The sequence below is a fragment of the Streptomyces sp. NPDC046881 genome (assembly GCF_040645015.1).
GTDB lineage: Bacteria > Actinomycetota > Actinomycetes > Streptomycetales > Streptomycetaceae > Streptomyces.
Genome location: NZ_JBEYXJ010000005.1, coordinates 131,133 through 145,811, shown reverse-complemented (window position 1 = coordinate 145,811; position 14,679 = coordinate 131,133). Strand labels below are relative to the sequence as shown.

At 72.9% G+C, this 14,679-nt stretch carries 12 protein-coding genes; 6 read left to right on the top strand and 6 right to left on the bottom strand.

The genetic code is table 11. The features are described from left to right. Nucleotides 1-65: 65 nt before the first annotated feature. Entirely contained in the window at nucleotides 66-809 is a 744-nt protein-coding gene (locus ABZ923_RS05010) for a helix-turn-helix domain-containing protein (protein ID WP_361466922.1), read from the bottom strand. A 223-nt stretch (nucleotides 810-1,032) separates the two neighbouring features. Between ABZ923_RS05010 and ABZ923_RS05005 the strand changes: the two genes are divergently transcribed. From ABZ923_RS05005 to ABZ923_RS04995, 3 genes are read left to right on the top strand one after another with little or no spacing between them, the layout of a single operon-like run. Continuing rightward, a complete protein-coding gene (locus ABZ923_RS05005; RefSeq protein ID WP_361466919.1) occupies nucleotides 1,033-1,698 on the top strand; it encodes a DUF4097 family beta strand repeat-containing protein in 666 nt (221 codons plus the stop codon). Between the two features lie 15 nt (nucleotides 1,699-1,713). Beyond that, nucleotides 1,714-2,694: an ATP-binding cassette domain-containing protein gene (locus ABZ923_RS05000; protein WP_361466916.1), complete on the top strand. Its 981-nt coding sequence runs from the start codon at nucleotides 1,714-1,716 to the stop codon at nucleotides 2,692-2,694. After that, nucleotides 2,691-3,506 carry an ABC transporter permease gene (locus ABZ923_RS04995; protein WP_361466913.1) on the top strand — a complete coding sequence of 272 codons (816 nt, stop codon included), beginning with the start codon at nucleotides 2,691-2,693 and terminating at the stop codon, nucleotides 3,504-3,506. The genes ABZ923_RS05000 and ABZ923_RS04995 overlap by 4 nt, the downstream gene beginning before the upstream one ends. Nucleotides 3,507-3,525: 19 nt before the next feature. Here the strand turns inward: ABZ923_RS04995 and ABZ923_RS04990 are convergent, their stop codons facing one another. The 4 genes from ABZ923_RS04990 to ABZ923_RS04975 form a co-directional block, all read right to left on the bottom strand. After that, nucleotides 3,526-4,743 carry an MFS transporter gene (locus ABZ923_RS04990; protein ID WP_361466910.1) on the bottom strand — a complete coding sequence of 406 codons (1,218 nt, stop codon included), beginning with the start codon at nucleotides 4,741-4,743 and terminating at the stop codon, nucleotides 3,526-3,528. Between the two features lie 93 nt (nucleotides 4,744-4,836). Further along, nucleotides 4,837-5,886 (bottom strand): endonuclease/exonuclease/phosphatase family protein, encoded by a 1,050-nt coding sequence (locus tag ABZ923_RS04985; protein ID WP_361466908.1) that lies wholly within the window; start codon nucleotides 5,884-5,886, stop codon nucleotides 4,837-4,839. A gap of 186 nt (nucleotides 5,887-6,072) precedes the next feature. After that, nucleotides 6,073-6,702, bottom strand: a complete 630-nt coding sequence (locus ABZ923_RS04980; RefSeq protein WP_361466905.1) for a TetR/AcrR family transcriptional regulator — start codon at nucleotides 6,700-6,702, stop codon at nucleotides 6,073-6,075. Between the two features lie 85 nt (nucleotides 6,703-6,787). After that, the gene (locus tag ABZ923_RS04975; protein WP_361466902.1) at nucleotides 6,788-8,374 is read right to left on the bottom strand and encodes an MFS transporter; all 1,587 of its coding nucleotides are present in this window, start codon (nucleotides 8,372-8,374) and stop codon (nucleotides 6,788-6,790) included. Between the two features lie 181 nt (nucleotides 8,375-8,555). Between ABZ923_RS04975 and panB the strand changes: the two genes are divergently transcribed. The 3 genes from panB (at nucleotide 8,556) to ABZ923_RS04960 (ending at nucleotide 11,406) form a co-directional block, all read left to right on the top strand. Continuing rightward, a complete protein-coding gene (gene panB / locus ABZ923_RS04970; protein WP_361466899.1) occupies nucleotides 8,556-9,422 on the top strand; it encodes a 3-methyl-2-oxobutanoate hydroxymethyltransferase in 867 nt (288 codons plus the stop codon). 140 nt (nucleotides 9,423-9,562) lie between these two features. Next, entirely contained in the window at nucleotides 9,563-10,588 is a 1,026-nt protein-coding gene (locus ABZ923_RS04965) for an ATP-binding cassette domain-containing protein (protein ID WP_361466896.1), read from the top strand. Beyond that, nucleotides 10,585-11,406 (top strand): ABC transporter permease, encoded by an 822-nt coding sequence (locus ABZ923_RS04960; RefSeq protein WP_361466894.1) that lies wholly within the window; start codon nucleotides 10,585-10,587, stop codon nucleotides 11,404-11,406. Before ABZ923_RS04965 ends, ABZ923_RS04960 begins: the two co-directional genes overlap by 4 nt. Nucleotides 11,407-11,410: 4 nt before the next feature. Here the strand turns inward: ABZ923_RS04960 and ABZ923_RS04955 are convergent, their stop codons facing one another. Next, on the bottom strand, nucleotides 11,411-14,671 hold the full coding sequence (locus ABZ923_RS04955; RefSeq protein WP_361466891.1) for a BTAD domain-containing putative transcriptional regulator: 3,261 nt from the start codon (nucleotides 14,669-14,671) through the stop codon (nucleotides 11,411-11,413). Nucleotides 14,672-14,679 lie beyond the last annotated feature (8 nt).

Sequence of the window (14,679 nt, the reverse complement as noted above, 5' to 3'; positions counted from 1 at the left end):
CCGCCCCCGCCCCGCCCCGTGGGGGCGGGGGCGGGGGCCTCCCGCCCCCCCCCCCCCCTTCCGCGTCACCGGGACGCGGCGGGGCCGTCCGCGCGCGTCCCGGGTTTCGTGTGCAGGATCTCGCGCGCCTGCTCCGCCGCGCGGGCGAGGCTCTCGGCGACGAAGTCCAGGAAGCGGGCGGTGTTCTCCAGGCGGGCGCCCGCCGGGCTGCCGGGGCCGAGGACACCGACGCCCTGCCGTGCGGTCTCGGCGACCTGGGCGGTAGACCGGACGCTGGCCATCATCGCCTGGTACATGACCTCGTCGTCGACGACGTAGCGCTCACGGCGGCGTTCGTCGCGTTCCCGGCGGACCAGGTCCTGGCCTTCGAGGAACGCGATGGCCTTGGAGACGGACGCCGGGCTGACCTGGAGGCGCTGGACGAGTTCGGACGCGGTGAGGCTGCCCGCGTCACTGATGGTCAGGCAGGCCATCACCCGCGCCATCATGTGGGGCGTGCCCGACTGCATGAAGACCGTGGTGAGCGTCTCCTGGTACGCGCGCACGGCCTCGGGATCGCGGCCGTAGCCCTGCGGGGGCGCCTCCGCCCCGCGGGGTGCGGCCTGCCGGCGCCGGTGGGCACGGCGTTCGGTGGCACGGTGGGCGAGGTCGGCGCGGTAGGCGGTGGGGCCTCCGTTGCGCATGACCTCGCGCGTGACGGTCGAGGTCGGACGGTCGAGCCGTCTGGCGATCTCCGCGTAGGCGAGGCCGTCGGCCAGTCCCAGCGCGATCTGCTGACGTTCCTGCTGGGTGAGCCTGCCTCCCGGCATCACGGCCTCCTTCATCGGGTGTGCGACACCGCCAGCTTAGCGTTCACGCTCATTCCATTGCAACGACAGGGGTGAGGGTTGTTGCGTTACCTTCAGGACCGTTGCAACGATTTCCCTGCTCTGACCTGCACTAATCATCATCGAATGCAACAAGCTTGTTGTCGCATCCTTGAATGCAACGTAGCGTTTCCAACATCAGAAACAGCAAGCCAAGGAGCGCACGATGCAGAAGTTCACCACCCCCGCCCCCGTCTCCGCCGTCCTCGACATCCCCGCGGGACGCGTCCAGTTCATCGCCGCCGACCGGGCCGACACCACGGTCGAGGTCCTGCCCGCGGACGCCTCCAAGAGCCGCGACGTGACGGCGGCGGAGCGGATCGAGGTCGCGTACGGCGACGGCGTCCTGCGGATCGCGGCCCCGGCGGCGCAGAACCAGCTGTTCGGCTCCTCCGGTTCCGTCGAGGTGACCGTCCAGCTGCCCGCCGGCTCCCGGGTCGAGGCCAAGGCGTCCGCCTGCGAGCTGCGCGGTGTCGGCCGTCTCGGCGACGTCGCCTTCGACGGCGCCTACCGCCGCATCAAGCTCGACGAGGCCGCGAGCGTCCGCCTCACCGCGGTCGACGGTGACGTCGAGGTCGGCCGGCTGGGCGGCTCGGCGGAGATCAGCACCGCACGGGGCGACATCCGCATCGCCGAGGCCGGCCCCGGCACGGTCGTCCTGCGCACCCAGTCCGGCGACATCTCGGTCGGCGCGGCCCGCGGGGTCTCCGCCGCCCTGGACGCCGGCACCGGCCACGGCCGGATCAGCAACGCCCTGCGGAACGACGGCGCCGCCGCACTCGACATCCGCGCCACCACCTCCCACGGCGACATCACCGCCCGCAGCCTCTGAACAGGAGCACTCCCCATGACCGACCTGGCCATCGCGGCGACCGGGCTGCGCAAGTCCTACGGCGACAGGACCGTCCTCGACGGCGTCGACCTGGCCGTACCGCACGGCACGGTCTTCGCCCTGCTCGGCCCGAACGGGGCCGGCAAGACCACCGCCGTCAAGATCCTCTCCACGCTCGTCTCCCCCGACCCCGCCTCCGGTGAGATCCGGGTGGGCGGCCACGACCTCGCCACCGAACCGCAGGCGGTGCGCGCCGCGATCGGGGTCACCGGACAGTTCTCCGCCGTCGACGGCCTGATCACCGGCGAGGAGAACATGCTCCTCATGGCGGACCTGCACCACCTGCCCAAGGGCGGGCGCCGGCGGGTCACCGCCGAGCTGCTGGAGCGCTTCGAGCTCACCGAGGCCGCACGGAAGCCCGCCTCCACCTACTCCGGCGGCATGAAGCGCCGCCTGGACATCGCCATGACCCTGGTCGGGGGCCCGCGGATCATCTTCCTCGACGAGCCGACCACCGGCCTCGACCCCCGCAGCCGGCACACCATGTGGCAGATCGTCCGCGAGCTGGTCGCCGACGGCGTCACCGTCTTCCTCACCACGCAGTACCTGGAGGAGGCCGACGAACTCGCCGACCGCATCGCCGTGCTGCACGACGGCAGGATCGCCGCGGAGGGCACCGCCGAGGAGCTGAAGCGGATCGTGCCCGGCGGGCACGTCCGGCTCCGCTTCACCGACCCGGCCGCCTACCGGAGCGCCGCCGCCGCGCTGCGCGAGGCCTCCCGGGACGACGAGTCCCTCGCCCTGCGCATCCCGGGCGACGGCAGCCAGCGCGAGCTGCGCTCCCTCCTCGACCGGCTGGACTCGGCCGGCGTCGAGGCGGACGGGCTGACGGTGCACACCCCCGACCTCGACGACGTCTTCTTCGCGCTGACCGGCGGCGCGAACGTCCCCCACCAGCCGAACCAGCCGTACGACCCCGAGGAGACCGTCCGATGAGCACTCCCCCGGCCCCCGCCCGCCCGGCCCGGCTCTCCCTGGCCGTACGGGACTCGGTCACCATGCTGCGCCGCAACCTGCTGCACGCCCGGCGCTACCCGTCGCTCACGCTGAACCTGCTGCTGACCCCGGTCATGCTGCTGCTGCTCTTCGTCTACGTCTTCGGCGACACCATGAGCGCGGGCATCGGCGGCGCCCCGGACCGCGCCGGCTACGTCGCCTACATCGTCCCGGGCCTGCTGCTGATGACCATCGGCAGCACCACGATCGGCACCGCGGTCTCCGTCTCGACCGACATGGCCGAGGGCATCATCGCCCGCTTCCGCACGATGGCGATCCACCGCGGTTCGGTGATCGTCGGGCACGTCGTCGGCAGCGTGCTGCAGTCGGTCGTCAGCGTGGTCCTCGTGGGCGCCGTCGCCGTGGCGATCGGCTTCCGCTCCACCGATGCCACCGCCCTGGAATGGCTGGCGGCGTTCGGACTGCTGGTGCTCTTCGCCACCGCGCTCACCTGGATCGCGGTCGGCATGGGCCTGGTCAGCCCGAACGCCGAGGCGGCGAGCAACAACGCCATGCCGCTGATCCTGCTGCCGCTCCTGTCCAGCGCCTTCGTCCCGCTGCGCGCCCTGCCCGGCTGGTTCCGGCCGATCGCCGAGTACCAGCCGTTCACCCCGGCCATCGAGACCCTGCGCGGTCTCCTGCTCGGCACCCGGATCGGCGCCGACGGCTGGCTGGCGGTGGCCTGGTGCCTGGCCCTGACGGCGCTCGGCTACGCCTGGTCGACCTCGACGTTCAAGAAGGACCCGAAGTAGCCACGGCGCCCGGCGCGGGTCACCGGTGCAACGCGCCCGCCCCGTCCGGCACGTGGGAGGTGACCACGCGGCCCGCCGACGGAGCCTCCCGGCGGCGGTCCACCGCGTACGCCACGCCGGCCACGCCCAGGCCCAGCACCGCCAGGACCGCGCCCGCGAGGGCCGGGGAGGTCGTACCGAAGCCGGCCGCCAGGGCGAGGCCGCCGATCCAGGCGCCGCCGGCGTTGGCCAGGTTGAAGGCCGCCTGGTTGGCGGAGGAGGCGAGGGAGGGGGCCGCGGCGGCCTTCTCCATCACCATCAGCTGGAGCGGGGAGCCGGTGATGAACGCCGCCGTGCCGAGCAGGGTCACCGCGAGGGCGGCGCTCCACTCCGCCCGCATCAGCAGGGGGAACAGCAGCAGTACGACGCCCAGCGAGACCAGGCCGCCGAACAGGGTGCCGCGCAGCGAGTGGTCCGCGAGCCGGCCGCCCAGCAGGTTGCCGGCCGTGGCGCCGACGCCGAAGAGGGCCAGCAGCAGGGTCACGTTCGTCTCGGCGTAGCCGGCGGTGTCCGTGAGCATCGGGGTGATGTAGCTGTAGGCCGCGAAGAGCGCGCCGAAGCCGGCCACCGTCGTACCGAGAGCCAGCCAGACCGGCAGGGACCGCAGGGCGGCCAGTTCGCCGCGCAGGCCCGTCGACGCGGCCGCGTGCTCGCGGTCGTGCGGGACGAGCAGGGCGAGGGAGGCGATCGCGGCCAGGCCGATCGCGCCGACCGCGAGGAACGTCGCCCGCCAGCCGAGGTGCTGGCCCATGAGGGTGGCGGCGGGGACGCCGGCGATGTTGGCGACGGTCAGGCCGAGGAACATCAGGGACACCGAGCGCGCCTTGCGCTCCGGCGGGACCATCGCGGTGGCGACGACCGCGCCGACGCCGAAGAAGGCGCCGTGCGGCAGGCCGCTCAGGAAGCGGGCGGCCAGCAGGGAGCCGTTGCCGGGGGCGAACGCCGAGAGGGTGTTGCCCGCCACGAACAGGGCCATCAGGGAGATGAGCACGGTCCGGCGGGACATGCGCGCGGTCAGCGCGGCCAGCAGCGGGGCGCCGATGACGACGCCCAGCGCGTACGCCGAGACCAGGTGCCCGGCGGTGGGGATCGAGATGTGCAGGTCGTCCGCGACCTCGGGGAGCAGCCCCATCATCACGAACTCGGTCGTGCCGATGCCGAAGGCCCCCACGGCGAGGGCGAGCAGGGCGAGGGGCATGAAGGACCTTTCAGAGCGGAGTGCCGTACGGTTCGAGTCTCGCAGTATGTTCCCGTACGGAACAAACCCGTTCCGGTCCGAAATTCCAGCGGCCTACGAGGCTGTGTCGAGCTTCACACGGGCCGCCACCGGCAGGTGGTCGCTGTTCGTGCGCGGCAGCGTCCAGCTGCTCTCCGGCTCGGCGCCCCGGACCATGATCTGGTCGATGCGCGCCATCGGGAACGACGCCGGCCAGCTGAACCCGAAGCCGCTGCCCGCCGCGCCCTGCGTGGAGCGCAGCTGGGAGGTGACGGCGTTGAGCGAGCGGTCGTTCATCGTGCCGTTGAGGTCGCCGAGCAGCACGACCCGCTTCAGGGGCTCGTCGGCGATCGCCTCACCGAGCGCGTCGGCGCTCTTGTCCCGCTGCCGGGCGGTGAACCCGGCCTCCATCTTCACCCGCACCGAGGGCAGGTGGGCGACGTACACCGCGACCGGGCCGCGGGGCGTGGCGACGGTGGCCCGCATCGCCCGCGTCCAGCCCAGCTTGATGTCGACGGCGTCCACCCCGGTCATCGGGTACTTGCTCCACAGGCCGACCGTGCCGGCCACCGCGTGGTACTTGTACGTCGGCGCGAGCGCCTTCTCGTAGACGGGTACGGCGGAGGCGGGCAGCTCCTCCAGGGCCAGTACGTCGGCGCCGGAGGCGGCCACGTCGGTGGCGGTCGCGGCCGGGTCGGGGTTGTCGGCGTTGACGTTGTGGGTGGCCACCATCAGGTCGCCGCCGCCGCCCGCCTTGTCGGTGAGCAGGCCGCCGAAGAGGTTCAGCCAGACGACCGCCGGCAGGACGAGCGCGATCAGCGCGGTCGCCGACCTGCGGATCAGGCCGAGCACCAGGAGCACCGGGACGGCCAGGCCCAGCCAGGGCAGAAACGTCTCGGTGAGTGAGCCGAGATTGCCCACCCGGTTGGGGATGTGAGCGTGCACCAGCATCACCAGGGCGAGCAGCAGGGCCAGTCCGGCGAGGACGAGGCCGCGCCGCCAGATCCGCGGATCGTTCCGCCAGCCGGAGAACAGGCGGTGCGTGAGGCGCCGAAGCCGGGATCCCGGCCGCTCGGGCCCCGAGCCGTCGCCCGCCGTCTCCGTCATGTACGCCTGCTGCGCCATACCGTCTGCCTCACTGCCTGCCGTGCACACCGTTCGCCCCCGTGCTCCTGACGACCCTAGGGGATGATCGGCTCGTTCCCGCCGTCCCATGACGGCCGTACGGAAGACGAGGACGAACGAGCCGGTGCCGCGAGTTCCGGTTCTCCGGCGGACGGCCCGGTCTGTGACGAAACGCGCACACGAGTGCTACGAGGCTGTCGACCTGACGGGTCGTAGGCCCTCCAGGACCGTGTCGACGATCTGCTCCGCCAGGCCCTCGGGCAGGTCGGCGTCGGGGCGCATGACGGAGCGGACGAGCATGGGGCCGACGAACATGTCGTTGGCCAGCTCCAGGTCGACGTCCGCCCGGATCTCGCCGTTCTCCTGCGCCCGGCGCAGCACTTCCAGGGCGACGACACGCCGGGGCGCTATGACGCTCGCGTGGTAGGCCGCCCACACCCGGGGGGCGGACTTCATCTGGGCGTACACGTTGTGCAGGATCGCCGAGGAGCGGCTCATCAGGCCGCGCTGGCGCAGCGACTCCAGCAGCACGACCAGGTCGTCGCGCAGGGAGGTGCCGGGGAGTTCCGGCTCGGGGGGCTCGGCGGCGCGTACGACGTCGACGAACAGTTCCTCCTTGCCGCTCCAGCGGCGGTAGATGGTGGCCTTGCCGACCCCGGCCGTGCGGGCGACCCGCTCGATGGACAGCTCGGCGAGGGGCACGCCCTCCTCCAGGAGCTTCATCACGCCTTCCAGGATGGCCCGTTCCACGGCCTCGCTGCGCGGCCGGCCCCGGGCGGGTCCGTCCGGCCGTGGCCGGCTGTCGGCAAGGGTCACGTCGTTCCGTCCTCTCACTGTGCTGCGGGAATTGTCCCGCAGCACCCTCCTTCCCCCGTGGACCCGCCCGCCGGGGCGGGTCCGGTCATTCCGCGGCGGCCACCAACTCCGGTTCGGCGTCTTCGTGCTGACCGGCCGGCGGCCTGCCCGGCAGGAACAGGGCGGTCACCACGGCACCGATCAGCGCGACGCCCGTACCGCACAGGGCGGTGAGGTGCATGGCGTGCAGGAAGGCGTCGTCGGCCGGCCCGACCAGGGCCTCGCCCCGCGGGCCGAGCTTCTCGGCGATGCCGAGGGTGGCCTCGACGGACTCGGCGGCGGTGTCGCGCAGGCCCGGCGGCAGCACGCCGAGCTTGTCCTCGATGCCGTCGCGGTAGGAGGCGGCGAGCACCGAGCCGAGGACGGCGATGCCGAGGGCGCCGCCGACCTGGCGGAAGGTGTTGCTGAGCGCGGAGGCGGAGCCGGCCTTCTCACGGGGCAGGGCCTGCATGATGACGACGGAGGTCGGCGTCATGATGTGGGCCATGCCGGCGCCCATGAGGAAGAAGACGACCTCCATCAGCCAGATCGGGGTGTCCGCGTCGAAGGTGGCGAAGACGGCCAGGGTCGCCGCGATCAGCAGCAGGCCGGCGGTGGTGGTGGCCTTGTTGCCGAACCGGTCGACGACCAGCCGGGCGCGCGGCGCGAAGATCATCTGGGCCGCGGCCAGCGGCAGCATCAGCAGACCGGACTGCAGCGGCGTGTAGCCGCGCACGCTCTGCGTGTAGAAGACGCTGAAGAACGTGACACCCATCAGCGCGAAGAAGACCAGCGCGATGGCGCTCATGGCGGCCGAGAAGACCTTGTTCCGGAAGTAGGTGACGTCCAGCGACGGGTGGTCGCTGCGCTTCTCGAAGACGATGAAGCCGGCCAGCACGGCGAGCCCGGCGAGGATGGTGGCCAGCACCTTGGCGTCGGTGAAGTCGGCCAGCTCGCCGCCCTTGATGATGCCGTAGACCAGCAGCACCAGGCCGACCACGGACAGGACCACGCCGACCGGGTCGAGGCGGCCGGGGCGCGGGTCGCGGGAGTCGGGCACCAGCCAGACCATCAGGACCAGCGCGAGGATCACGATGGGCACGTTGATGAAGAAGACCGAGCCCCACCAGAAGTGGTCCAGGAGCGCGCCGCCGGTGATCGGGCCGATGGCGATGGCGAGGCCGACGCCGCCGGCCCAGATGCCGATGGCCTTGGGCTGCTCCTCGCGCTCGAAGACGTTCATGAGGACGGCGAGGGTGGCGGGCATGACGAAGGCGGCACCGAGGGCCATCAGCGCGCGGTAGGCGATCAGCTGGGCCGGCGAGCCGGACTCGGCGGCGAGCGCGGAGCCGATGCCGAACACGGCGATGCCGCCGAGCAGCACCTTCTTGCGGCCGAGCCGGTCGCCGACGAGTCCGGCGGTGAACAGCAGGCCGGCGAAGACGAGGGTGTAGGCGTTGATCGCCCACTCGATCTCGCTCTGGGTCGCGCCGAGACCGGTCGGCGCGGGGGTGGCGATGGTCTTGATGGCGACGTTCAGGATCGAGTTGTCGAGCACCACGATGAGCAGGCTCAGCATCAGGACGCCGAGGATCGCCCAGCGGCGCCGGTGCACTGCTTCCGGTATTCGGGGGGCAGGGACGGGACTTGTCATGGGTCCGAGACTACGATCATTTCGATACGGAACGGTCTCGTATCTTATTTTCTTTACCAAGGTCTTACGCGGCTCGGCTCACAGGGGGTTACCTCTGGCCCCGAATGGCACGAGGTGCCACCATGGAGTCGATCCGGGGACGCCGTCAGGGCGCCTCGAGATGACTGAAGGAGCCGTTGCCATGACGCAGCTTTCGGCTGCCCAGAACAAGCCTTCCGACGGCAGCAAGGCGCTGTACGGGGGGAAGGGCACCCGCCGCATCACCGTCCGCGACATCGCCCTCGCCAAGGAGCGGGGCGAGAAGTGGCCCATGCTCACCGCCTACGACGCGATGACCGCGTCCGTCTTCGACGAGGCCGGGATCCCGGTGATCCTGGTCGGCGACTCGGCGGGCAACTGCCACCTCGGGTACGAGACCACCGTGCCCGTCACCCTCGACGAGATGACCATGCTGTCGGCCGCCGTCGTACGCGGCACGCAGCGCTCCCTGATCGTCGGCGACCTGCCCTTCGGCTCCTACCAGGAGGGTCCGGTGCAGGCGCTGCGCTCGGCGACCCGGCTGGTGAAGGAGGCCGGGGTCGGCGCGGTCAAGCTGGAGGGCGGCGAGCGCTCGCACGAGCAGATCCGGCTGCTGGTGGAGTCCGGCATCCCGGTCATGGCCCACATCGGGCTGACCCCGCAGTCCGTCAACGCGATGGGCTACCGCGTGCAGGGGCGCGGGGAGGAGGCCGCGCAGCAGCTGCTGCGCGACGCCAAGGCCGTGCAGGACGCCGGGGCGTTCGCGGTGGTGCTGGAGCTGGTTCCGGCGGAGCTGGCGGCCGAGGTGACGCGGGTGCTGCACATCCCGACCGTGGGCATCGGGGCGGGCCCGGAGACGGACGCGCAGGTGCTGGTGTGGACCGACATGCTGGGCCTGACGCCGGGCCGGGTGCCGAAGTTCGTCAAGAAGTACGCCGACCTGCGTGAGGTCATGGGCAACGCGGTCAAGGCGTTCGCGGAGGACGTCGTCGGCGGGACGTTCCCGCTGGAGGAGCACTCCGTCCACTGAGCCACTGCGGCACCACCGGGCAGCCCGCCGATCATCCCCCGTCGGCGGGCTGCTGCCGTGTCGGGCGCCGACAGGGGGTGTAGGCGGGGTGTCGGCCGGCTGTAGGCCGTTTGTCGGTGGGGGCTGGCACTGTCATCGACATGACACGCATCGACGACAACCCCGCCGGCGGCCGCTCCGCCGTGACCGTACGGGGACTGGTCAAGCACTACGGCGAGACCAAGGCACTGGACGGCGTCGACCTGGACGTGCGCGAGGGCACCGTGATGGGTGTGCTCGGGCCGAACGGCGCCGGCAAGACCACCCTCGTACGCATCCTGTCCACCCTGATCACCCCCGACGCCGGGCAGGCCACCGTGGCCGGCTACGACGTCGTACGCCAGCCCCGCCAGCTGCGCCGGGTCATCGGTCTCACCGGCCAGTACGCCTCGGTGGACGAGAAGCTCCCGGGCTGGGAGAACCTGTACCTGATCGGCCGTCTGCTGGACCTGTCCCGCAAGGACGCCCGCGCCCGCGCCGACGAGCTGCTGGAGCGGTTCTCGCTGACGGAGGCGGCCAGGCGGCCCGCGGGCACGTACTCCGGCGGCATGCGGCGGCGACTGGACCTGGCCGCCTCCATGATCGGCCGCCCGGCCGTGCTGTACCTGGACGAGCCCACCACCGGCCTCGACCCGCGCACCCGCAACGAGGTGTGGGACGAGGTCAAGGCGATGGTCGGCGACGGCGTCACCGTGCTGCTCACCACCCAGTACATGGAGGAGGCCGAGCAGCTCGCCTCCGAGCTGACCGTGGTCGACCGGGGCAAGGTCATCGCGAACGGCGGGATCGAGGAGCTGAAGGCCCGCGTCGGCGGACGCACCCTGCGCGTGCGCCCGGTCGACCCGCTGGAGCTGCGCCCGCTCGCCGCGATGCTGGACGACCTCGGCATCACCGGGCTCGCGGCCACCACCGTGGACAGCGAGACCGGGACGCTGCTGGTGCCGATCCTGAGCGACGAGCAGCTGACCGCCGTGGTCGGCGCGGTCACCGCGCGCGGCATCACGATCTCCTCCATCACCACCGAACTGCCCAGCCTGGACGAGGTGTTCCTGTCCCTCACCGGCCACCGTGCCAGTGCCCCTCAGGACGCCGTGCCCGCCGACAACCGCGAAGAGGTCGCCGTATGAGCGCCGTCACCCTGTCCCCCGCCGCCACGAAGGCCGACACGCCCATCCCGTTGCGGGCCCACCTGCGGCACACCGGCGCGCTGATCCGCCGCAACCTGCTGTGGATCCGGCAGGACCCGGAGTCGATGTTCGACGCGATCCTGTTCCCGGTGGTCTTCACCCTGCTGTTCGTGTACGTCTTCGGCGGCTCCATCGGCAAGTCGCTGGGCGGCGGCCAGGACCAGTACGTGCAGTACGTGGTGCCCGGCCTCATGGCCATGATGGGCATGAACATGGCCCAGGGCGTGGGCACCGGTTTCAACCAGGACTTCAACTCCGGTGTCATGGACCGCTTCCGGTCGCTGCCGATCGGGCGCGGCTCCGTCCTCTTCGCGAAGATCGCGGTGGAGCTGATGCGGATGCTGTTCGCGACCGTGGTGCTGATGGTGGTGGCCCTCCTCGTGGGCTACGACATCAGCAGCTGGACCGGTCTGCTGGCCTCCGTGGGTCTCTCCGCGGTGTTCGGCTCGGCGCTGATGTGGGTGTTCCTGACCCTCGGCGTGGTGATGAAGAGCGCGCAGTCGGTGCAGGCGATGGGCTTCCTGGTGCTGATGCCGCTGCAGTTCGGCTCGTCGATCTTCGCGCCGACCGCGTCGATGCCGGGCTGGCTGCAGTCGTTCACCGACTACAACCCGCTCTCGGCGCTGGCCGACACCGCGCGCGGTCTGATGGAGGGCGGCCCGGTCGCGCACGACCTGTGGGTGACGCTCATCTGGTCGGTGGGCCTGACCGCGCTCATGGCGCCGGTGGCGATCCACAAGTTCCGCACGAAGAGCTGACGTCCTAGGACGGTCCGAACAGGGCGGCGGCCTCCACGAGGGAGAGGCCGCCGCCCTCGGCGTACGCGGCCTCGTACGACCGTGCGTCGAGCCGCTCCCGGATCCGCGCCTCGGTCAGGTCGCGGGCCCGCCGCTCCACACCGGAGGGGACGTGGGCGGCCGGCAGCAGCGCTTCGGCGGCGCCCAGGCAGCGGGCGGCGTCGGCGGCGCGGCCGTCGGCGCGGGCGAGGGCCATCGCGGCGACGGCGAGGACGACGGAGTGCAGGTGCGGGGTGATGGCCCGGCTCAGCGGGTCGGCGGCGAGCTGCAGCGCCTCGCGGGCCTGGCCGAGGGTCTCCTCGGTGCGCTCCTCCACGGCGTTCAGCCAGGCCTCCTGGCAGAGGATCACGGCGTCGAAGACGACGAAGCGCGCGATGCGGACCTCCTGGCGCAGCAGCCGCAGGTGGTCGCGGGCCTCCGCGGTGCGGCCGGTCAGGCCGAGCCAGCCGGCCAGGACGAGCCGGGCGGCGGGCATGGCCTCGTTGTGGGTGCTGTCCTTGCTGGCGATGACGTCCCGGAGCATCCGCTCCCCGCGCTCGCTTTCGCCCGCCTCCAGCAGGGCGCCGCCGAGCCGGGCGCGGAGCACGGCCACCTGGGCGCGGGCGCCGAGGCGCTCGGCGTGTTCGATGGCGGCCCGGTAGTCGGCGGCGGCCTCGTGGTGGTGGCCCTTGCGTTCCCGGGCCTCGCCGCGGGCGGACAGGGCCTCGGTGGTGCCCCAGGCGTCGCCGAGGCGGCGGTAGATCTCCAGGGCCTCGTCGGCGTCGCGGGTGGCGTCGCCGGCCCAGTCGGCGCGGTTGGCGAGGAGGTTGGCGCGCAGCTGGAGGGCGCCGGCCAGCTCCCACTCGTAGCCGGGGGTGTCCCGGCAGGTCTGCACGCAGGCGTCGGCGATGGTGCGCAGCCGGTCGGCGCCGCCGGTCAGCAGCTCGGCGAAGAACCACAGGATGCCCGGGGGCCGGCAGATCTGCGGCAGGCCGGGCTCGTAGGTCCGGGCGACCGCGCGGAGCTTCGCCTGCGCCTCGGGGGTCTGCCAGGCGTCGATCTCGGTGTCCATGCAGGCCACATGGGCCAGGTGGACCCCGCGCCGGGCCTCGGCGAGGACCTCGCCGGCGTACGGCGGCGGCGTGTCGGTGCAGCGCCGCCACACCGGTTCGGCGCGGCGGACCGGTTCGGTGAACGGGTCGGGGCCGAGCGCCATGACCTCCCGGCACCAGGTGCGGGTCTCGATGCGCTGGTCGCGCATCTGCCAGAACCACAGCAGGGAGAGGACCAGGCAGAGCGCCTCCTGTTCGTCGTGTTCGGCGACGGCGTGCCGGAAGGCGGTGCGCAGGTTCTCGTACTCCAGCTGGAACCGGTCGATGGCGGCGAGCTGCTCGGGGCCGCGCAGCAACGGGTCGGTGGCGCGGGCCAGTTCCCGGTAGTAGGTCAGGTGGGCGCGCTCGGCCTCGCCGCGGCCGCCGGTCTCGGCGAGGCGTTCGGCGGCGTACTCGGCGACGGTCTCCAGCAGCCGGTAGCGCATGCCGCCGTCGGCGGCGGGCGCGGCCACCACCAGGGACTTGTCGACCAGGGAGCCGAGGGCGTCCAGCGCGCCCGGCCCGCACACGGCCTCGGCGGCGGGCAGGTCGCAGCCGCCGGCGAACACCGACAGCCGGGCGAGGACGTCCCGTTCGCCCGCGTCCAGCAGGTCCCAGGACCAGTCGACGACGGCCCTGAGGGTCTGCTGGCGGGGCAGCACGGTGCGGCTGCCGGAGGTGAGCAGCCGGAAGCGGTCGTCCAGCCGGTCCGCTATCTGGCGGGGCGTCAGCATGCGCAGCCGGGCCGCCGCCAGCTCGATGGCGAGGGGCAGTCCGTCCAGGCGGCGGCAGATCTCGGCGCACGCCTCGGGGTCGTCCTCGACCCGGAAGCCGGGCCGGGCCGCCGCGCCCCGGTCGGCCAGCAGCCGCAGCGCGACCGGTTCGGGCAGCGGTTCCACCGGCCGCAGCAACTCGCCCGGCACGCCCAGGGGTTCGCGGCTGGTGGCGAGGACGGTCAGCTCCGGGCAGCGGGCCAGCAGCCGCTCGGTGAGATGGGCGGCGGCGTCCACGACGTGCTCGCAGTTGTCCAGGATGATCAGCATGCGGCGCCGGGCGCAGTGCTCCACGAGCCGTTCGAGGGGGTTGTCGTGCCGGTCGGTGACCGCGCGCATGCTGTCCACGCCGGTGCCGTGCAGCACGGTCTCGCGGGCGCCGATCGCGGTGAGCACGGCCTGCGGTACGGCGTCGGGGTCGTCCACGGGGGCCAGTTCGGCGAGCCAGACCCCGTCCCGGACGGTGTGCCGTACCGCCTCGGCGGCCTCCTGGGACAGCCGGGTCTTCCCGGCGCCGCCGGGCCCGAGCAGGGTGACCAGGCGGGCCGCGGCGAGGTCGGCGCCGATGGCCCGGATGTCGGCTTCCCGGCCGACGAAGGAGGTCAGCCGGGCGGGCAGGTTGCCCGGGCGGGCCGCGGGCGGCTGCCCGGCCGGTTCCTCGCGCAGCAGCTCGGTGTGCAGGGCGCGCAGTTCGGGGCCCGGGTCGGAGCCGAGCCGGTCCGCGAGCAGGCGGCGTACGTCCTCGTAGGCGGCGAGCGCCTGGGCGGGGCGCCCGGTGTCACGCAGGGCGCGCAGCCGCAGCGCCTGGAGCGGTTCGTCCAGCGGGTGGTCGTCGCACAGCGCGGTCAGCTCGGGCAGCGCCTGCTCGGCCCCGCCGAGGGCGAGGGCGGCGGTGTGCCGGGCGCGCAGCGCGTCCAGCCGGCGGGTCTCCCAGCGGGCCGCCTCGGCGGTGCGGTCGGGCAGGTCGGCCAGGGCGGGTCCGCGCCACAGGGCGAGGGCGTCGTCGAGGACGGCGGCGGCCTTGGCGGGGTCGCCGTCGGCGAGGGCGCGCAGGCCGTCGCCGGTCAGCCGGTCGAAACGGGCGAGGTCGACGTCGTCGGGTGCGGCGGTGAGCCGGTAGCCGCCGTCGACGGAGGCGACGGCGTCGGGGCCGAGGGCCCGCCGGAGCCGGCCGACGAGCGCCTGCAGGGCACCGGCGGCGTCGGCGGGCGGGTCGGCGCCCCACACCTCGTCCACGAGGACGCCCGCGGGCACGGTCCGTCCGGCCCGCAGCGCGAGCACGCTCAGCAGGGCACGCAGCCGCGCCCCGCCGACCGGGACGGCCGTGCCGTCGGGGCGGATCGCCTGGGTGGTGCCGAGCAGCGAGAAGCGCACGGGGTCCATTGTCTCCG